Genomic DNA, 18,512 nt, shown 5'->3' with positions numbered 1-18,512 from the left:
CGCAAGGTTCCGGCCTCCGTCGTCGTCCCGGTGCGCCGACCCGGTCGGCCGTACCGCCTCGGGCCGGACGACGGGCGGGCCATCCCGTCAGTCCGGCGCCCCGCCCCGGCCGCGTGCCGGGGACCGGTTCCTCGGCGACTATTGTGGGAGCATGCCTGAGCAGTCCTCCTCCGGAGCCCCGCACTTTGTCACCGACATGACCGGACCCCTCCATCGGCTGGCCGACGCCTACGGCGTCCAGGCCGAGTACCGGTCTGCCGAGGGGGACACGGTGCAGATCCCGGATCGGACGCTCGCCTCCGTGCTCGAGGCGCTCGGCGCCCCGTGCGAGACCCGCCCCCAGGTCGAGGACAGCCTCCGCGCACTCGACGACGCGCGCTTCGCCCGCCCGCTGCCGGCCTTCGCCCACCAGTTCGCGGGCGATTCCGCGGAGATCCCCTTCACCCTGCCGGAGGGGGAGAGGTTCGGACTCAGCCTGACGACCGAGTCCGGCGACCGGGTGCCGCTCGATGCGATCGGCCCGGTCACCGAGACGCGCACCGTCATGGTCGACGGCGCCCCGCAGCTCCGCCAGGTGCGCGCCGTCCGGATGCCGGCGGACCTCCCGCTCGGGGAGCACCGGATCACCCTGACCAGCGGTCACCGCGCTGACGCGATGCCGTTCCTCGTCGCCCCGCGCACCGTGCCCACCGTCGCCGAGGTCACCGAGCGTGCGATGGCTCCGGCCGACATCCCGCGCCGTCCGTGGGGCCTCACCGTGCAGCTGTACTCCCTGCGCTCGCGCACCTCGTGGGGGATCGGCGACTTCGGCGACCTCCGCGATCTCATGGCGATCTCCGCGGAGCAGGGCGCCGACTTCGTGCTCATCAACCCGATCCATGCGCAGGCGCCGATGGCCCCCGTGGAGAACTCGCCCTACCTCCCCTCGAGCCGACAGGCGATCGATCCGATCTACATCCGGCTCGAGGACATCCCCGAGGCCGCCCACATCGACACCGAGCAGCGGCTGGCCATCCAGTCGCTCGCCCGCCGCTGGGGCAAGCCGGCGATCACCTCCGATCCGATCGACCGCGACAAGGTGCTCACCGACAAGATCGCCGCCCTCGAACTCCTCTACAAGGTCCCGGTCGGATCAGCGCGGCGGCGCATGTTCGAGCGCTTCGTCGAGCGCGCACCGCTCGGGATGCGCAACTGGGCGGTGTTCAACGCGATCTACCGCGAGGCGAGCAGCGGCGGGGCGAAGGCGAAGCGGGCGGCGAAGGCGCTCCGGAAGTCCCGCGGGCGCGACGCCGAGAACGCGGTGCGCATGCTCGCCACCGGGGTGGCCTGGCCGGAGGAGATGACCGGACCGCGCGCCGAGGCGGTCCGCGATTTCGAGTCCGAGCACGCCGCGGCGATCGAGTTCTGGATGTGGACCCAGTTCATCGCGGCCGAGCAGCTCCGCTCGGCGCAGCGCACCGCCCGCGAGCTCGGGATGCGCATCGGGCTCGTCACCGACCTCGCCGTCGGGGTGTCCGGCGGCGGTGCGGACGCGTGGAGCCTCGACGACTTCCTCGCCTCCGAGGTCAGCGTCGGCGCGCCGGCGGACTTCTACAACCAGCAGGGTCAGGACTGGTCCCAGCCGCCGTGGCACCCGCAGCGCCTCGCCGACGCCGGCTACGCGCCGCTGCGCGACCTGTTCCGCACCGCGTTCACCGGTGCCGGCGGCATCCGCATCGACCACATCATGGGGCTCTTCCGGCTGTGGTGGATCCCGCGCGGCAACGCCCCGAAGGACGGCGCCTACGTCGCCTACGACTCCGAGGCGATCCTCGCCGTCCTCGCGCTCGAGGCGCACCGGGCCGGCGTCCTCGTCATCGGCGAGGACCTCGGGACCGTGGGGCCGGGTGTGCGCGACCGGCTCACCGACCTCGGGATCCTCGGGACCTCGGTCCTGTGGTTCGAGCAGACCGAGGACGGGCTCACCGACCCCGCCGCCTACCGCCCGCTCAGCCTCGCCACGCTCAACACGCACGACATGCACCCGACCGCGGGCTACCTCAACCTCGCCGATATCGAGCTGTCCGAGGAGCTCGGACTGCTCGACTCCGACCCGCACGAGGTGTACACGGGGGAGCGGACGAACCGGCAGGACGTCCTCAAGACCGTCGCCGAGGCCGGACACCTCGAGCCGACCGACACCATGGTCGGCACGATCGACGACGTGTGGCCGGTGACCGTCGGGCTCCACTCCTATCTGTCCCGCACCGCCGCCCAGCTCGTCGGGGTGTCGCTCGCCGACGTCGTGGGGGAGCGGCGCACGCAGAACAAGCCGGGCACCTCCGACGAGTACCCGAACTGGACCCTGCCGCTCACCGACGGCAGCGGGACCCCCGTCATGCTCGACGACCTCGACGGCGGGGACCGGCTGCCGGTCATCGCGCGGATCATGAACGAGGCCGGGCACGACACCGGGGAGGAGTCCGGCGGGCGGCCCGCTACGATGTCCGCAGACGGACCCCGCGACCCGCAGCGGGATCCGGAGCCGACACCCGCCGTCACCGACACCCCCGAGGACGATCATGAGCGCTGAGATCCCAGCCGAGCTCGCACGCCTGCGCGGCAGCATCGACAACATCGATGCCGCGCTGCTCCACGTCCTCGCCGAGCGGTTCAAGCTCACCGAGCGCGTGGGCGAGCTCAAGGCCCGACACGACCTGCCCGCCGCGGACCCCGAGCGCGAGGCCCGGCAGGTCGCGCGGCTCCGCCGGCTGGCCGCGGAGGCGAACCTCGACCCGGAGTTCGCGGAGAAGTTCCTCGCCTTCGTCGTCGCGGAGGTCATCCGCCATCACGAACGGATCGCCGAGGAGCACCGCGACGGCCGCTGATCCGCCGCTTCCGGCAGGTCACGCGGCGATTTGTCCCCCGCCGCGCCCCGACTGTAAGATAGTGCGTCGGTGCATGAGCACCACGGTGGGCTCTTCCTTCCAATGGGCAGCGCGGTCCGCGGGCATCGCCCCGGTCCGGTTCGGCCAAGGGAGAGCTGCCGTCACACAGCAGTCGTGAGCAGCCGTGCGCTGAGCGCGCGCAGAATCGAGAAGGGGTTCAGACATGGTCTACGCCATCGTCCGTGCCGGCGGCCATCAGGAGAAGGTCAGCGTCGGCGACATCATCACCGTCAACCGTATGAAGGCCGCAGCCGGCGACACCGTCGAGCTCGCCGCCGTCCTCCACGTCGACGGCGACACCGTCACCCACGATGCCGATGCGCTCGCCAAGGTCACGGTCTCCGCCGAGGTCGTCGACGAGCTCCGCGGTCCCAAGATCGTCATCCAGAAGTACAAGAACAAGACGGGCTACAAGAAGCGGCAGGGTCACCGTCAGGACCTCACCCGCCTCAAGATCACCGACATCAAGTAAGACCCGACCCCCAGATTTCGCAGGAGATTCAGCCATGGCAACCAAAAAGGGAGCGAGCTCCACTCGCAACGGTCGCGACTCGAACGCCAAGCGCCTCGGTGTGAAGCGCTTCGGCGGTCAGGTCGTCAACGCCGGTGAGATCCTCGTCCGTCAGCGCGGCACCCGGTTCCACGCCGGTGAGAACGTCGGACGCGGCGGCGACGACACCCTCTTCGCCCTCGCGGCGGGCACCGTCGAGTTCGGTGCCAAGAGCGGCCGCAAGGTCGTCAACATCGTCGCCGGCTGAGACGCCGGAACGATCCGCGGCGGCGCGGCGGTGAGCACCGCTCCCGCCGGACCGCACCGCACTAGGATGGGGTGAGCCTTCAGCAGAGGGCTCACCCCATTCCCGTTCCCCGCACCCGAACCGCAAAGGACGGCCATGGCCACGGAGTTCATCGATCGCGTCACCCTGCACGTCTCCGCGGGCGACGGCGGCAACGGCTGTGCCTCGATCCGGCGGGAGAAGTTCAAGCCTCTCGGCGGCCCGGACGGTGCCGACGGCGGCAACGGCGGGGACGTCGTCCTCCTCGTCGACGACCAGACGACGACCCTCCTGCCCTACCATCGCAGCCCGCACCGCTCCGCGCCCAACGGCGGGATCGGCAAGGGCGACCTCCGCCACGGCGCGCACGGCGAGACCCTCGTCCTCCCCGTCCCCGTGGGCACCGTCGTCAAGAGTTCCGACGGCGAGGTGCTCGCCGACCTCGTCGAGCCCGGCACCGAATTCGTCGCCGCCGCCGGCGGTCGGGGAGGCCTCGGGAACGCCGCGCTCGCCTCGACCAAGCGCAAGGCGCCCGGATTCGCGCTCCTCGGCGAGCCGGGGGAGTCCCGCGACCTCGTCCTCGAGGTCAAGACCGTCGCCGACATCGCGCTCATCGGGTTCCCCTCGGCGGGCAAATCGAGCCTCATCGCCGCGCTGTCCGCGGCCCGGCCGAAGATCGCCGACTACCCCTTCACCACGCTCGTGCCGAACCTCGGCGTCGTCGAGGCCGGGGACGTGCGCTTCACCGTCGCCGACGTCCCCGGGCTCATCCCCGGCGCCTCGGAGGGCAAGGGGCTCGGGCTCGAGTTCCTGCGCCACGTCGAGCGCTGCGCGGCGCTCGTCCACGTCATCGACATGGCGACCTGGGAGCCCGGCCGCGATCCGGTGTCCGACCTCCGGACCATCGAGGCCGAGCTCGCGAAGTACGCCGTCGACATCGCCCACGACGGGGGAGACCTGCTCCCCCTCACCGAGCGGCCCGCCCTCGTCGCCCTCAACAAGACCGACATCCCCGACGGGCAGGACCTCGCCGACATCGTCCGCGCCGATCTCGAGGACGCCGGGTACCGCGTGTTCGACGTGTCCGCGGTGTCCCACCGGGGACTGCGCGAGCTGTCCTTCGCGATGGCCGCGCTCGTCGCCGAGGAGCGCGCCCGCCGCGAGGCGGAGCCGGTCGCACCCGAACGGGTGGTCATCCGTCCGAAGGCGGTCGACGACGCCGGCTTCCGGATCGCGGTGGAGAGCACCCCCGAGGGCGAGGTCTTCCGGATCCTCGGCGAGAAGCCCGAGCGCTGGGTCGTGCAGACCGACTTCGCCAACGACGAGGCCGTCGGCTACCTCGGCGACCGGCTCGAGCGCCTCGGCGTCGAGGAGGAGCTCTTCAAGGCCGGCGCCGTCCCCGGCTCGACCGTCGTCATCGGACCCGGTGCCGGGGTCGTGTTCGACTGGGATCCGACGATGGTCGGCGGTGCCGAGCTGCTCGGCCAGCGCGGCACCGACCTCCGCCTCGAGGAGTCCGGGCGCGCGTCCCGGAAGGAGCGCAAGGCCGCCTTCCACGAGCGGATGGACGCCAAGGCCGAGGCGCGCGCCGAGCTCGAGGCGGAGCGCCTCGCGGAGAAGCGGGCCCGGGAGGCCGGGGAATGACCGACGGACGCCGCGTTCCGCGGGCGACCGCGGACCTCGAGGAGACCCGGGCCGCGGTCGCGGGTGCCCGGCGGGTCGTCGTCAAGGTCGGCTCCTCGTCCCTGACCTCGGTGGCCGGGGGACTCGATCACGGGAACCTCCGCGCCCTCACCGATGCCCTCGCCGACCACCGCGCCGCCGGGCACGAGGTGATCCTCGTGTCCTCGGGTGCGATCTCCGCCGGGATCGTCCCCATGGGCCTGTCCCTTCGGCCCAAGGACCTCGCGACCCAGCAGGCCGCCGCCGGCGTCGGGCAGGGGCTGCTCATGGCCGCCTACACCCACGCGCTCGCCGAGCGGGGCGTGGTGCCCGGCCAGGTCCTCCTCACCGCCGACGACCTCATCCGGCGCGCCCACTACCGCAACGCCCAGCGCGCCGTCGACCGGCTCCTCGCGCTCGGGATCATGCCGATCGTCAACGAGAACGACACCGTCGCCACGCGGGAGATCCGGTTCGGCGACAACGACCGGCTCGCCGCTCTCGTCGCCCACCTCGCCCACGCCGACGCCCTCGTGCTGCTCTCCGACGTCGACGCCCTCTACACGGCTCCGCCCGGGAACCCGGGCGCTGAGCACGTCGCCTATGTCGCGGGTCCCGACGACCTCGCCGCCGTGGGGATCGGCGGGGTCGGAGACGCCGGGGTCGGCACCGGCGGCATGCTCACCAAGGTCCAGGCGGCCACCATGGCCGCCGACTCCGGCATCCCCACCGCGCTCACCGCTGCCCCGCATGTTGCGCGCGCCCTCGCGGGGGAGGACTTCGGGACGTACTTCGGCGTCACGCACCGACGACGCCAGACCCGGCTGCTGTGGCTGGCGCACCTCGCCGAGACCCACGGCACGATCCACGTCGACGCCGGTGCGGCCCGCGCCCTCCTGCGGCGGGGCACCTCGCTGCTCGCCGCCGGGGTGACCGCGGTGAGCGGGGCGTTCGAGGCCGGTGACCCGGTCGACGTGCGCGATCCGGCCGGCGATCTCATCGCCCGGGGCATGGTGAACTTCGGCGCGCACGAGCTGCCGGGGATGTTCGGGATGTCGATCGACGAACTTGGCGACCGGTTCGGCGGGGACTACCGTAAAGAGGTCATCCATCGCAACGACCTCGTCCTCACCGACGCAGTGTTCTAGGAGAGCAGCGCCATGACCGACACCTCTCGGACCGCCGACATCGACGTGAAGACCGTGCGCGGAGTCACCCGCGTCGTCCGCGCCTCCAAAGCGGCGTCGACCGCCGTGGCCGGTGCGTCGACGGCTCTGAAGAACGCCGCACTCGAAGCGATCGCCCGGACCCTCCTCGACAACGCCGACGACATCCGGGCCGCCAACGCCGAGGACATCGAGACCGCCCGGAAGAAGGACACGCCGGAGGCGATGATCGATCGCCTCACCCTCACCGAGGAGCGGATCGCGCAGATCGCCGGCGCCGTGCGCGAGGTCATCGCGCTGCCCGACCCCGTGGGCGACATCGTCCACGGCCGGACGCTGCCCAACGGGATCCTCCTCCGCCAGGAGCGTGTGCCGATGGGAGTCGTCGGCGCGATCTACGAGGCCCGGCCCAACGTCACGGTCGACATCGCGGCCCTCGCCCTCAAGAGCGGCAACGCCGTGGTGCTCCGCGGCGGATCGGCGGCGAAGTCCTCGAACACGCTGCTCGTCGAGCTCCTGCGCCGTGCGGTCGCCTCCGTCGGGCTGCCCGCCGAGGCCGTCGCCGGGATCGATGAGTACGGCCGGGCCGGCGCGCAGGTCCTCATGCAGGCCCGCGATCACGTCGACCTGCTCATCCCGCGCGGCGGGGCCGACCTCATCGCAACCGTCGTTCGCGAGTCGATCGTGCCGGTCATCGAAACGGGCGCCGGCAACGTCCACATGTACCTCGACTCGTCCGCCCCCGTCGGGATGGCCGGCGATCTCGTCCTCAACTCGAAGGCACAGCGGCCGAGCGTGTGCAACGCGCTCGAGACCCTCCTCGTCCACGAGAAGGCGGCGAAGCGCGTGCTGCCGAAGATCCTCGCCCGGCTCGACGCGGCGGGGGTGGTCGTCCATGCTGATGCCGACGTCGCCGCGCACGCACCGGACGGAGTCCGCACGAAGCGGGTGACCCGCCGCGACTGGGCCAAGGAGTACCTCGCGCTCGAGCTCGCGGTGAAGATCGTCGCCGACATCGACGAGGCGATCGAGCACATCCGCGCGTACTCCTCGGGCCATACCGAGGTCATCGTCACCAACGAGCTCGACAAGGCCGAGCACTTCGTCCGAGCGATCGACTCCGCCGCGGTCGGCGTCAACGTCTCCACCCGCTTCACCGACGGCGGCGAGTTCGGCCTCGGGGCCGAGGTCGGGATCTCGACCCAGAAGCTCCACGCGCGCGGCCCGATGGGCCTCGCCCAGCTCACGACGACCAAGTGGATCATGCGCGGCAGCGGGCAGATCCGCGAGTGAGGCGGCGGCTCCGCGCCGCTCCGGTGCCGCCCCGGTGAGAGATCCGCGTGCAATCCATGAGAAACTGTTATGGAACACCCAGGCCGACCGCGTGCGGTCGCGAGACAAGGAGCCCTTGTGAAGACGTCTATCCTGCTGGCCCAGGCCGAAGAAGCGCACCACACCGTGGTGGAGCTGCCGATGCACCCGATCTTCTACGGGCTCATCGCGTTCGCGATCCTCATGCTGCTGATGTTCGTCACCATGTCGTGGAAGGGCATCTCGCACCGCCACTGATATGAGCCTCTCCACCCGCCGGGTCGGTGTCATGGGCGGCACCTTCGACCCGATCCATCACGGACACCTGGTCGCCGCCAGCGAGGTGGCGACCACGTTCGCGCTCGACGAGGTCGTGTTCGTGCCCACGGGCCGGCCGTACCAGAAGAGCATGCGCGAGGTGACGCCTGCGGAGCACCGCTACCTCATGACGGTCATCGCGACGGCGTCGAACCCGCGCTTCACGGTGTCCCGGGTGGATGTCGACCGGCCGGGGGAGACCTACACCATCGACACCCTGCGGGACCTCCGCGCGGAGTACGGCGAGACCACCGAGCTGTTCTTCATCACCGGAGCGGATGCGCTCGCGCAGATCATGACGTGGAAGGATCTCGACGAGCTCTTCTCCCTGGCCCATTTCGTCGGGGTGACCCGGCCGGGCCACGAACTCGTCACCGACGGGTTGCCGACGGACGGCCTGAGCCTGCTGCAGATCCCGGCGCTGGCGATCTCGTCGACGGACTGCCGGGCCCGGGTGGAGGACGACATGCCGGTCTGGTACCTGGTGCCGGACGGCGTTGTACAGTACATCGCAAAATACGAGTTGTACAGGAGTGAGCATGGCTGAGCAGTTCATGACGCGCAGGGAGCGCCGCGAGGCGGAGCGGCGTGCGGCAGAAGCTGCGAACGCCGGACCCGCGGCGCCTGCATCGTTCGCGCTCGGGGGCGGGACCGAGTCCCCTCGCGCCCCGCAGGCCGCCCCGGCTGCGCCCGCCGCGCAGTCGCCCGCCCCGGCGTCGCCGACCGCAGCGCCGCCCGCCGCGCAGCCGGCACCGGCGTCCGCTCCGTCCTCTCCGGTCCCGGCCTTCGACGACACACCCTTCGAGCCGGTGCGCCACGAGCGCGGGCCGCTCGCCTCAGACCACCCTCAGCAGGAAGCGGATCCCCGCGGCGCGAAGAGCGCGGTGAATCTCCGCGACGCGCAGAAGGGGATCCCGCACTTCGCGACCCGCGCGGAGCGCAAGCGCTACATGCGCGAGCACGGTCTCGTGCCCGCTCCCGTAGACGCGCCGCCCGCGGACGCGGTGCCGGTCGAGGCCGCCTCCGCGCCGAGCACCGATCCGCTTCCCGTCGTCGACACCCCGGAACCCCCGGCTCCGGGCGCTGCGGCCCGCACCGCACCGAGCGGTCCGGACTCGTCCCCGACCGGAGTGCCCGCCGCCGGACGGGGTGCCGCCGCCGACCAGCAGCCCGATGCTGAGCCGGACACCGATCCGGTCCCCGTCGACGCGCCCGAAGCAGGCCGGAATGCGCCGGGGGCCGCAGACGCGTCCGCCGTCGACTTCACCGCTCGGCGCCAGTCCGCCGGAGGTCCCCGGGTGTCGGGCGGCGCCTCCTCGACCGACCCGGCCGGACTCGACTTCGGCGATCCCGACGAGGACTTCTCGAGCGCTCCCGCCGGTCGCGGCCGCCGCGCACCGGTCGTCCAGCCGCCGAGCTCCCAGGGCATCCGCGTCGTCACCGGCGCTTCGTCGCTCGCCCGCACGCAGGCCGCGATGGATGCCGCGCGTCGCGCCGAGCTCGCCGAGGACGGGACCTCCCTGCCCGCCGACGACTCGCCGAGGCACCGCGCCCGTCCCAACGCGGACCCCGCGCGCCCGGCCTCCGAGCTCACCGAGGACGACGCGCCCGTCCGCCATGCCGCAGCAGCCCCGCCCACCCAGCCCCTCAACTCGGTGACCGTCGAGGACGATGCGGACGACCGGTTCTGGGAGCTGCCGAACGCCGAGGTCGGCGAGGAGATCGCGAGTCCGCCGGCTCCTCCGCTGAGCGCGCGCAACGTCACCGATCAGGACGGCGACATCCTCGTCGGCGACCGCCCCACGAAGGCGCCGTACGTCCTCCTCGGCGTCGCCGCGGCGATCGCGCTCGTCCTCGTCGTCATCGCCCTCGTCCTGATCTTCTGAACCGAACGCCACCGAAAGGATCTGCGTGCCGGCAACCCCCGAAGCCACCGCACTCGCTCGAACCGCCGCCGCGACGGCCGCCGACAAGCTCGGGACCGACATCGTCGGCCTCGACGTCAGCGCTCAGCTTGCGCTCACCGACATCTTCGTCATCGTCTCGGCGAGCAACGAGCGCCAGGTGCGCGCGATCGTCGACGCGATCGAGGAGTCCCTTCTCAAGGAGCATGGGGTCAAGCGCGTGCGCCGCGAGGGCAGCGGCGAGGGCCACTGGATCCTCATCGACTTCGACGACATCGTCGTCCACGTCTTCACCGAGGAGGACCGGCAGTTCTACGCCCTCGAGCGGCTGTGGAGCGACTGCCCCGTCGTCGACCTCGCTCTCGCACCGGCCGCGGTCGGGACCGACGCGTCCGCCGCCGGGGAGGACTGAGCCGTGGTCGCCGCGATCATCCTGCTGCGCCACGGACAGACCGACTACAACGCCGAGGGCCGCTTCCAGGGCCAGGAGGACATCCCGCTCAACGCGCTCGGGAGGTTGCAGGCGGAGGCCGCCGCGCAGGCCCTCAGCGCCTCCGGCATCGACCGGATCGTGTCCTCCGACCTCCGGCGGGCGCATGAGACGGCCGAGGCCCTCTCGGCCGCCACGGGAGCGGGCCTCGAGTTCGATGTCCGGCTGCGGGAGATCTCCGTCGGGGAGTGGCAGGGCCGCACTCGGGACGAGATCGCCGGGATCTGGCCCGAGGAGCTCGCCGCCTGGTTCTCCGGAGCGGACATGCGGCCGCCGGGCGGGGAGAGCCGCCGCGAGTCGTCGGCCCGCGTCGTCACCGCGATCCGGGACATCGTCGCCGCCGCGGGTGAGGACGAGACCCTCGCGATCGTCGCCCACGGAGCGGTGCTCCGCGGTGCGGCCGAGGAACTGCTCGGGCTCGGCCGGGAGGGGGCGGGCTTCCTCGGCGTCATGGCGAACTGCGGCTACGGCGTGCTCACCCCGCGGCGCGACACCTGGGTGCTGCGCTCCTGGGGAGCGAGCTCCGATCCGGCCGCAGTGGCCTGAGCGCATTCCTGCGACACACCCTCCGGACCCATCGCTGCCAGCGGTTGAGCGTCCACCTGCCATTCCTGCTTGATCCCACGAGCGATTTCCGTGCACGAGCGACAGCTCGATGACGGTGTCGTGCACGAGCGACAGCGCGACGTCGGCTCAGCCGGCGGTCCGCTCGGCGTGCAGGGTGCGCGCGAGCTCGAGGAGCACGTGGGCGGAACGGTCCCACGAGAACTCCGCAGCCCGCACCGGGGCCGCAGCGGCACGGTCCGCCCAGACCTCCGGGTCCGCGAGCCGGGTCACCGCCCGGGCGATGTCGGCCGGATCGTGCGGATCGAAGAACTCGGCCACACCGTCGGCGAGCTCGCGGAAGATCGGCAGCTCGCTTACCGCCACCGGCACGCCGCGTGCCATCGCCTCGACCACCGGCAGTCCGAACCCCTCGTCGAGCGATGCGGTGACGAGTGCCGTCGCGGAGTCGAGGAGCGCCGCGTACTCCGCGTCGCTCACCCCGCGATGGAAGACGACTCGTGCGCGATCGGGGACGAGGGCCCGCAGCGCGCGCTCCCGGGCGGGATCGATGCGGCTCGTGAGATGGAGCGTGTACCCCGGAAGATGCGCGAGCGCGCGGATGAGCGCCTCGACGTTCTTGTAGGGCAGGAAGGCGCCCATGTAGACGAGCGAGCGGGCATCGTGCCCGCTCGGGCGATCCGGCAGCGCGGGCGGGGGAGCTGCGGCGTTCGACACGACGTGGACCGGCCGCCGGGTGAGCCGGTGCCGGGCGACGAGCTCGGCCGTCGTCCGGCTCACCACCGCGACGGCGTCCGCCCGGTCGAGCAGCACCCGCTGCGGCCAGTACGCCCGGTGATAGAGCCGCCAGATCCCGCGGACCGCGGCGGGCAGGTCGCGGGGAGGCTGCGGATGGGAATAGTAGATGAGGTCGTGGAGGGTGAGGACGAGCGCATAGTCGCGCCCCCAGGACCCCATGACCTGCATGGGGGAGAACACGACATCGGCGCCGAGCGCATCGAGCCGGCGCGCGATGGCGAGCTCTGCCGGAGCCATCGGGTGGTTGAGCACGACGAACTCGGTGTCCGGGAGCAGCGCGAGCTGCTCCTCGTCGTGGACGATCGCGGTGACCTCGACCTCGGTGCCGTGCGCGGCGCGCAGGAGAGCTTCGAGCAGGCACGAGCCGTAGCGGGAGATCCCGTCGTGGTGCCCGGTGCGGGTGAATCGCGCATCGAAGAACAGCCTCATGGGCCACCAGCCTAGACGCGTCGGGGGCGAGCCGGGAGCGGCTCGGGTGCTGCACGGCCGGGTCGGTTTCCCGACTCACTATCGCCGTTCATGGTTTTGCTGACGATCGTTCATCTTCGCTAGGATCGACAACCATGAAGGCGATGGTCGGGACCCTCAGGTGCACGCGGGCCCGGCAGCGCCGGAACGGAGCGGCGCGCCCATGACGATCATCGTGACCGTGGGCATCCTCGCAGCCCTCGTCGTCCTCACCCCGCTCATCACCGCTGGGCTCGGACGGCACGCCGGATGGCTCCTCGGAGCCGCCTACCTCGGCGCAGCGCTCGCCTTCCTGCCCGCCGTCTCCGAGGTCGTCGCCGGCGGCACGGTGGAGCAGACGGTCCGCTGGGCACCGAGCCTCGACGTCGCCCTCGCCTTCAGCGTCGACGGGATCGGGGTCGTCTTCACCCTCATCGCCCTCGTCATCGGAGCGTTCGTCCTCTTCTACTCGACGGCCTACCTGTCGCCGGGGCCGAACCTGAGCTTCTACTGGCTCATGGCGACCTTCACCTTCGCGATGGTCGTCCTCGTCCTCACCGACGACCTCTTCGTTCTGTTCATCGCGTGGGAGATCACCTCGCTCGCGTCGTTCATGCTCATCGCCCGCTCCGGCACGGCCGCCCATCCCGCCTCGCTGCGGACGATGTTCATCACCTTCATCGGCGGCCTCGCGCTCCTCGTCGCGATCGGCTTCATCGTCGCCCGCACCGGTTCGACCGGCATCCGCGAGGCCCTCACCCATGAGGTCTGGGGCACCGACCCGACCTTCACCACGACGATCGCGCTCCTCGTCGCGATCGCCGCGATGACGAAGTCCGCGCAGTTCCCGTTCCACTCCTGGCTCCCGGACGCGATGGCCGCCGCCACCCCGGTGAGCGCGTACCTCCACGCCGCAGCCGTGGTCAAGGCCGGCATCTTCCTCCTCATCCGGTTCAGCCCCGCCTTCCACTCGACGCCGGCGTGGAATGCGCTGCTCATCGTCGCCGGGATCATCACCACCGCGATCGGCGGCTGGTTCGCCCTCAACCAGGTCGACCTCAAGAAGCTCATGGCCTACTCGACGGTGAGCCAGCTCGGCCTCATCGTCGCCGCGATCGGTGTCGGCACCGAGCTCGCGCTCGGCGCCGCGGTCCTCCACGTCATCGCCCACGCGCTCTTCAAGTCCGGTCTGTTCATGATGGTCGGCGTCGTCGACCACATCGCCCACACCCGGGACTTCGGGAAGATCCCCCAGCTGTACCGCGTCTCTCCCGTGGCGTTCGCCGTGACGATCATCGGCACCGCCTCGATGGCCGGCATCCCGCCGCTCCTCGGCTTCGCCTCGAAGGAGACGGTGTTCATGGCCCTCGGCGAGGCGCCCGGTGCGGCGTGGACCGGCTGGGCCGCGCTCATCGCCGGTGCCGCCGCCTCGGTGCTCACCTTCGCCTACTGCGCCAAGGTCGTCTTCGGGGCCTTCGTCGACGGGGACGAGCCGGACCGCGAGGCGCTCGGACACACCGACGGCGTCATGCTCACCTTCGCCGCACTGCCGATCCTCGCTTCGGTGCCGCTCGCGTTCATGCTCCCGCAGGTCGAGAAGCTCGTCGTGCCCGCGATCACCGCCGCGCTGCCGGGCACCGATCCGCACCCGCACTTCGTGCTGTGGCACGGGATCACGCCGGAGCTCATCGCCTCCGCGCTCATCATCGCCGCGGGCATCCTCATCATCCTCGCCCGTCGCCGGGTGTGGCCGTTCTTCATGCGCGCCCGCCTGCCGTTCGACGGCGCCGACGTCATCAGCGGCATTACCCGCGGCCTCGAGGTCGCCGGCCGTGCCGCCAGCGGCATCGTCGCCCCGGTGCGGGCCGCCCCGCACATCCGCGCGGTCCTCGGCCTCCTCGCGCTCGTGATCTTCGGCGGGGCGCTCGCCATCGGCCTCGGGCCGGGACTGCCGCCGGTGCAGCCGAACCTCTCCCGGCCGATCGACCTCGTGCTCTTCGTCCTCATCACCGTCTCCGTCCTCGCGGTGTGCTTCGCCCGCTCGCGGATGACCGCCACCGTCGCACTCTCCGCGGTCGGCATCCTCGCGACCGTCCAGATCATGGCGCTCGGCGCCCCCGACGTCACGCTCACCCAGCTGCTCGTCGAGGCGATGACGATCATCGTCATCATGCTCGTGCTCCAGAAGCTGCCCCGCACCTTCTGGCGGTACCGCAAGCGCACCCAGACCCGGCGGGGGATCTTCGCGGTGTTCGTCGGCGCCGCCGTCGGGCTCGCGGTGTGGGTGATGACCGGTCGCCGCGAGCGGTCCGAGATCGCGCTCTACTACCTCAACGAGGCTCCCGAGATCAGCGGCGGCTCGAACATCGTCAACACCATCCTCGTGGAGTTCCGCGCACTCGATACGCTCGGCGAGCTCACGGTGCTCGGTATGGCCGGCATCGCGATCGTCGCGGTGCTGTCCTCGGTGCGCGACAAGTTCATCGACCCGCCGGCCGCCGACATCCCCGAGGTGCCGCGCACCCCGTGGGTCAGCCTCCGCCCCCGCGGGTCCGTCGCCCATCGGGCGGTCATGGTGGCGTGGCCCAACGTCATCCCGATGCAGCTCATGGCGCGCGTGCTCGGCCCGATCCTCGCGATCTCCTCGGCGCTGATCTTCTGGCGCGGGCACAATGAGCCGGGCGGCGGCTTCATCGCAGCCCTCGTCGGCTCCGCGATCGTCGGCATCCTCTACATGTCGACTTCGAAGGACCGGGCGATCGGACCGCCGCGGGCCCCGCTCATCCTCATCGGCGGCGGCGTCATGGTCGCGGTGCTCACCGGCTTCGTCGGTCTGATCTTCGCGGGATCCTTCCTCGAGCCGATCCACGGCTACCTGTTCGGCGTGCACCTCACGACGTCGATGCTCTTCGACGTCGGCGTGTACATGGCGGTGCTCGGTCTCATCCTCGTGTCCTTCAATCTGCTGGGCACCTCGGACTCCGCGTTCACCCCGGCCGGCGACGACGTCCTCGTCGACGGTCAGATGCAGCGCGACGTCGACGCCGAGACGCCCTTCGAGGGGACGCGCGAGCGCGCCGACGAGATGATGTACGGCGAGCTCGCCGGCCCGCTCGATGCGACGCGCGGCGAGCGCCCCCATGCGCGCGCGCTCGCCCAGGGGGATCGGAAGCGGAAGCTCGGAGTCCGCTCGCGGCACATGGCGACCGGCGAACAGCACCAGGAGCGTGGCGACCGATGATCCTTGCACTCACCGTCGGCGTCCTCGTGGCCGGAGGGGTCTACCTGCTCCTGCAGCGCTCCATGGTCCGGGCCGTGTTCGGCCTCACGCTCATCTCCCATGCCGCGAACTTCGCGCTCCTCGCCTCCGGCGTGTCGGCGTGGCGGGGCGAGCCGCTCGAGGGCCGGATGGATCCCGCGACCGCCGCCGACCCGCTGCCGCAGGCCTTCGTCCTCACGGCCATCGTCATCACGCTCGCGATCACGATCTTCATGCTCGCGATGGCGGTGCTCGGCCACGACGACGATCAGCACACGCCGCCGAACACGGGGGAGGCCCGCGAACAGTGAACCCGGCCCTGCTCCTCCTCATCATCGCGGTGCCCCTGGGCGCCTCGGCGCTGAGCACGATCGTCCGCTCGCGACTGCTCGACCGGATCCTCCTCATCGGGATCCCGGGGTTCGTCGCGGTCTTCGGGATCGTGCTGCTCGCTCTGCACACGCGCGAGCCGGTGATCGCGCACTCGGTCGGCGGATTCGTCGACGGTCTGGCGATCCCGTTCGCCTCCGACACCTTCGCGGCGCTGCTCCTGACGATCACCTCGATCGGCGCACTCGTCTGCTCGTGGTTCCTCATCGCGACCGGCGAGGATCAGTACCGGTTCGTGCCGGCGCTCATCATCATGATGCTCGCCGGGGTCTACGGCGCGATCCTCACCGGCGATCTCTTCAACCTCTTCGTGTTCGTCGAGGTCATGGTCCTGCCCTCGTACGCGCTCATCGCGGTGACCGGGACGTGGCGCCGGCTCGGGGTGGGCCGGATGTTCGTCATGGTCAACCTCCTGACCTCGACGATCCTCCTCATCGGCGTCGGGTTCGTCTACGGCGCGCTCGGCTCGGTCAATCTCGCGATCATCGCCGAGATGCCGGAGATCCCCCCGGCCGGTCAGCTCGCGGTCGGGATCGTCCTTGTGGCGCTGTGCGTCAAGGCGGGCGTCGTGCCGGTCCACGGCTGGCTCGTCCGCAGCTACCCGAACACCTCGGCCGGCATGATGGCGCTCTTCTCCGCGCTGCACTCCAAGGTCGCGCTCTACGCGATCTACCGGGTGTACTCCTCGGTGTTCGAGGAGCCTCCTGCGTGGTCGTGGGTCGTCGCGGTCATCGTCGTGCTCACCATCGTCACCTCGGGGCTGTCGGCGTTCGGCGAGATCCGGGTCCGCAACGTCTTCGCGTTCCAGATGGTGTCCGGTGTCGGCCACATCCTCATCGGCGTCGTGCTCATGACGGCGGTCGCGCTGTCCGCAGGGACGTTCTACCTCGTGCACCACATCATCACCATGGCGGGCCTGTTGCTCACCATGGGAGCCGTCGAGCAGACCTACGGCACCGGTGCGTTCAAGAAGCTCTCCGGCCTGGCCGGACGGGAGCGCTGGGCGACCGTCCTCATGGTGCTCGGCCTGTTCTCGCTCATCGGACTGCCCATCACCTCCGGTGTGTGGGGCAAGATCGGCCTCATCCGGGCCTCGGCCGCGGACGAGTCGGTGCTCGGCCCCGTGCTCATCGGGGCGGTCGTGCTCGGCTCGATCATCAGCCTGCTCGCACTCCAGCGGCTGTGGGCGAACTCCTTCTGGGGCGAGCCGATGACCCACTACCACCCGGATTCGGTGAGCACCGGTCGCGCCCCCCTCACCGCGCTCGACGACTCCGTGCGGATCCGGACGAAGCTGCTCCTGCCGGGGACCGTGATGATCGCGCTGTCGGTCGGCCTGTTCCTGTTCCCGGACGTGCTGTTCACGGTCACCGAGAGGGCGGCGGCCGACCTCATGGACACGGCCCCCTACATCGAGGCGGTGCTCACGCAATGATGAATCCGTTCCGCGTGATCGGCTACAGCCTGTGGATCGGCAAGGAGATCGTCTCCGGCACCGTCGATGTGCTCGCCCACGTCTTCAAGCCCGGTGAGTACGGTTCCCCGATGATCGTCGAACTGCCGCTGCGCTGCGAGACCGATGTGGAGATCACGCTCATGGCCTCGTCGATCACCATCACCCCGGGCACCCTCGTCGTGGCATCCGCCGCCGCCGACGGGCGCTCGCGCCCCACGCTGTTCGTCCATGCGCTCTTCGGTGACTCGGAGGACGAGGTCCTCGCCGGCCTCGTCGACATGGAGGACCGGCTGCTCCGGATGACGCGCGGGGGCTCCGGCGATCTGCCGCCGACCGGACCCGAGGAGAGGAGAGCGCCGTGACCGTCGTGCTGTGGATCTGCATCATCCTGCTCGCGCTGGCGATCGTCGTCGGACTCGCTCGCGTGCTCACCGCGAAGGACATGGGTTCGCGGGCGATCGTCGGGGATCTCGTGTACTTCTCCGCGATCGGCATCCTCACCTTCATCGCGATGCTCGTCGACCTCTCGATCGTGCTCGACGTCATCTTCCTGTCGTCGATGCTCGGCATCCTCGCCACCGTCGCACTGTCCCGCATCCAGACGAGAGGACACCGCTGATGATCCCCGACGTCCTCGCGATCACCCTCGTCGGCGCCCTCGGCATCACCGGCAGCCTCATCGTGCTCATCTGCGCCCTCGCGATGTTCCGGGCGAACGACGCCCTCTCCCGGATCAACGTGTTCTCGCCGGCCACCGGGCTCGCGATGCCGCTCATCCTCCTCGCCGCCTACATCTACACCCTGTGGCAGGACGGGTTCAGCCTGACGCGGCTGTTCATGGCGGTCTCGGGCATCCTTGCGCTCGTCATCGTGTCCTCGGTGGCGTCGAACGTGCTGTCGCGCTCGACCTTCGCCGGCGGCGCCCCGGTGTGGCGGCACACCTCGCCCAACCGGCTCGCCGAGGCGCGCGGTGACGAGGACGAGGGTCTCACCGAGTACGAGTCCACCCTCGCCGACTTCGACATCGACGATTCGGAGCGCTGA

Annotated in this window: 19 protein-coding genes; 18 read left to right on the top strand and 1 reads right to left on the bottom strand. The window is 70.9% G+C overall.

The annotated features are described in order from the left end of the window. Positions 1-151 precede the first annotated feature (151 nt). From malQ to C1A17_RS03185, 12 genes are all read left to right on the top strand, one after another. Positions 152-2,572 carry a 4-alpha-glucanotransferase gene (gene malQ, locus C1A17_RS03240; protein WP_101650664.1) on the top strand — a complete coding sequence of 807 codons (2,421 nt, stop codon included), beginning with the start codon at positions 152-154 and terminating at the stop codon, positions 2,570-2,572. Continuing rightward, positions 2,562-2,867, top strand: a complete 306-nt coding sequence (locus C1A17_RS03235; protein WP_101650662.1) for a chorismate mutase — start codon at positions 2,562-2,564, stop codon at positions 2,865-2,867. Before malQ ends, C1A17_RS03235 begins: the two co-directional genes overlap by 11 nt. Positions 2,868-3,090: 223 nt before the next feature. Continuing rightward, positions 3,091-3,399, top strand: a complete 309-nt coding sequence (rplU, locus tag C1A17_RS03230; protein ID WP_101650660.1) for a 50S ribosomal protein L21 — start codon at positions 3,091-3,093, stop codon at positions 3,397-3,399. Positions 3,400-3,433: 34 nt separating this feature from the next. Further along, the gene (rpmA, locus tag C1A17_RS03225) at positions 3,434-3,685 is read left to right on the top strand and encodes a 50S ribosomal protein L27 (protein ID WP_101650658.1); all 252 of its coding nucleotides are present in this window, start codon (positions 3,434-3,436) and stop codon (positions 3,683-3,685) included. 135 nt (positions 3,686-3,820) lie between these two features. Beyond that, positions 3,821-5,347 carry a GTPase ObgE gene (gene obgE, locus C1A17_RS03220; protein ID WP_101650656.1) on the top strand — a complete coding sequence of 509 codons (1,527 nt, stop codon included), beginning with the start codon at positions 3,821-3,823 and terminating at the stop codon, positions 5,345-5,347. Beyond that, a complete protein-coding gene (proB, locus tag C1A17_RS03215) occupies positions 5,344-6,513 on the top strand; it encodes a glutamate 5-kinase (protein ID WP_101650654.1) in 1,170 nt (389 codons plus the stop codon). The genes obgE and proB overlap by 4 nt, the downstream gene beginning before the upstream one ends. A 12-nt stretch (positions 6,514-6,525) precedes the next feature. Beyond that, positions 6,526-7,824: a glutamate-5-semialdehyde dehydrogenase gene (locus C1A17_RS03210; protein WP_101650652.1), complete on the top strand. Its 1,299-nt coding sequence runs from the start codon at positions 6,526-6,528 to the stop codon at positions 7,822-7,824. Positions 7,825-7,941: 117 nt separating this feature from the next. Beyond that, positions 7,942-8,100 (top strand): hypothetical protein, encoded by a 159-nt coding sequence (locus C1A17_RS03205; protein ID WP_245873395.1) that lies wholly within the window; start codon positions 7,942-7,944, stop codon positions 8,098-8,100. Between the two features lies 1 nt (position 8,101). Beyond that, positions 8,102-8,707: a nicotinate-nucleotide adenylyltransferase gene (nadD, locus tag C1A17_RS03200; protein ID WP_101650649.1), complete on the top strand. Its 606-nt coding sequence runs from the start codon at positions 8,102-8,104 to the stop codon at positions 8,705-8,707. Then, the gene (locus tag C1A17_RS03195) at positions 8,700-10,046 is read left to right on the top strand and encodes a hypothetical protein (protein ID WP_101650647.1); all 1,347 of its coding nucleotides are present in this window, start codon (positions 8,700-8,702) and stop codon (positions 10,044-10,046) included. Before nadD ends, C1A17_RS03195 begins: the two co-directional genes overlap by 8 nt. Before the next feature lie 25 nt (positions 10,047-10,071). Further along, entirely contained in the window at positions 10,072-10,476 is a 405-nt protein-coding gene (gene rsfS / locus C1A17_RS03190; protein ID WP_101650645.1) for a ribosome silencing factor, read from the top strand. 3 nt (positions 10,477-10,479) lie between these two features. Next, on the top strand, positions 10,480-11,100 hold the full coding sequence (locus C1A17_RS03185; protein WP_101650644.1) for a histidine phosphatase family protein: 621 nt from the start codon (positions 10,480-10,482) through the stop codon (positions 11,098-11,100). Between the two features lie 147 nt (positions 11,101-11,247). On the opposite strand, the gene C1A17_RS03180 is transcribed toward C1A17_RS03185, so the two are convergent. After that, positions 11,248-12,345 (bottom strand): glycosyltransferase family 4 protein, encoded by a 1,098-nt coding sequence (locus tag C1A17_RS03180; protein ID WP_101650642.1) that lies wholly within the window; start codon positions 12,343-12,345, stop codon positions 11,248-11,250. A gap of 202 nt (positions 12,346-12,547) precedes the next feature. On the opposite strand from C1A17_RS03180, the gene C1A17_RS03175 reads away from it, so the two are divergent. The 6 genes from C1A17_RS03175 to C1A17_RS03150 are packed head-to-tail and all read left to right on the top strand — an operon-like array spanning position 12,548 to position 18,512. Continuing rightward, on the top strand, positions 12,548-15,604 hold the full coding sequence (locus tag C1A17_RS03175; RefSeq protein ID WP_101650640.1) for a DUF4040 family protein: 3,057 nt from the start codon (positions 12,548-12,550) through the stop codon (positions 15,602-15,604). After that, on the top strand, positions 15,601-15,933 hold the full coding sequence (locus C1A17_RS03170) for a sodium:proton antiporter (protein ID WP_101650638.1): 333 nt from the start codon (positions 15,601-15,603) through the stop codon (positions 15,931-15,933). The genes C1A17_RS03175 and C1A17_RS03170 overlap by 4 nt, the downstream gene beginning before the upstream one ends. Continuing rightward, on the top strand, positions 15,930-17,447 hold the full coding sequence (locus C1A17_RS03165; protein WP_101650636.1) for a monovalent cation/H+ antiporter subunit D family protein: 1,518 nt from the start codon (positions 15,930-15,932) through the stop codon (positions 17,445-17,447). Before C1A17_RS03170 ends, C1A17_RS03165 begins: the two co-directional genes overlap by 4 nt. Beyond that, positions 17,444-17,830 carry a Na+/H+ antiporter subunit E gene (locus C1A17_RS03160; RefSeq protein ID WP_245873392.1) on the top strand — a complete coding sequence of 129 codons (387 nt, stop codon included), beginning with the start codon at positions 17,444-17,446 and terminating at the stop codon, positions 17,828-17,830. Before C1A17_RS03165 ends, C1A17_RS03160 begins: the two co-directional genes overlap by 4 nt. Then, positions 17,827-18,087 (top strand): transporter, encoded by a 261-nt coding sequence (locus tag C1A17_RS03155; RefSeq protein ID WP_101650635.1) that lies wholly within the window; start codon positions 17,827-17,829, stop codon positions 18,085-18,087. Before C1A17_RS03160 ends, C1A17_RS03155 begins: the two co-directional genes overlap by 4 nt. Further along, entirely contained in the window at positions 18,087-18,512 is a 426-nt protein-coding gene (locus tag C1A17_RS03150) for a cation:proton antiporter (protein WP_101650627.1), read from the top strand. The genes C1A17_RS03155 and C1A17_RS03150 overlap by 1 nt, the downstream gene beginning before the upstream one ends.

Source organism: Brevibacterium ihuae (genome assembly GCF_900184225.1).
Lineage (GTDB): Bacteria > Actinomycetota > Actinomycetes > Actinomycetales > Brevibacteriaceae > Brevibacterium > Brevibacterium ihuae.
The sequence above is the reverse complement of the archived record's forward strand: the minus strand, read 5'-3'. Positions and strand labels throughout refer to the sequence as shown.

Coding starts and splice junctions, on each gene's coding strand:
- malQ (WP_101650664.1), top strand. CDS start 152: ATGCCTGAGCAGTCCTCCTCCGGAGCCCCGCACTTTGTCACCGACATG.
- C1A17_RS03235 (WP_101650662.1), top strand. CDS start 2,562: ATGAGCGCTGAGATCCCAGCCGAGCTCGCACGCCTGCGCGGCAGCATC.
- rplU (WP_101650660.1), top strand. CDS start 3,091: ATGGTCTACGCCATCGTCCGTGCCGGCGGCCATCAGGAGAAGGTCAGC.
- rpmA (WP_101650658.1), top strand. CDS start 3,434: ATGGCAACCAAAAAGGGAGCGAGCTCCACTCGCAACGGTCGCGACTCG.
- obgE (WP_101650656.1), top strand. CDS start 3,821: ATGGCCACGGAGTTCATCGATCGCGTCACCCTGCACGTCTCCGCGGGC.
- proB (WP_101650654.1), top strand. CDS start 5,344: ATGACCGACGGACGCCGCGTTCCGCGGGCGACCGCGGACCTCGAGGAG.
- C1A17_RS03210 (WP_101650652.1), top strand. CDS start 6,526: ATGACCGACACCTCTCGGACCGCCGACATCGACGTGAAGACCGTGCGC.
- nadD (WP_101650649.1), top strand. CDS start 8,102: ATGAGCCTCTCCACCCGCCGGGTCGGTGTCATGGGCGGCACCTTCGAC.
- C1A17_RS03195 (WP_101650647.1), top strand. CDS start 8,700: ATGGCTGAGCAGTTCATGACGCGCAGGGAGCGCCGCGAGGCGGAGCGG.
- C1A17_RS03180 (WP_101650642.1), bottom strand. CDS start 12,345: ATGAGGCTGTTCTTCGATGCGCGATTCACCCGCACCGGGCACCACGAC.
- C1A17_RS03175 (WP_101650640.1), top strand. CDS start 12,548: ATGACGATCATCGTGACCGTGGGCATCCTCGCAGCCCTCGTCGTCCTC.
- C1A17_RS03170 (WP_101650638.1), top strand. CDS start 15,601: ATGATCCTTGCACTCACCGTCGGCGTCCTCGTGGCCGGAGGGGTCTAC.
- C1A17_RS03160 (WP_245873392.1), top strand. CDS start 17,444: ATGATGAATCCGTTCCGCGTGATCGGCTACAGCCTGTGGATCGGCAAG.
- C1A17_RS03150 (WP_101650627.1), top strand. CDS start 18,087: ATGATCCCCGACGTCCTCGCGATCACCCTCGTCGGCGCCCTCGGCATC.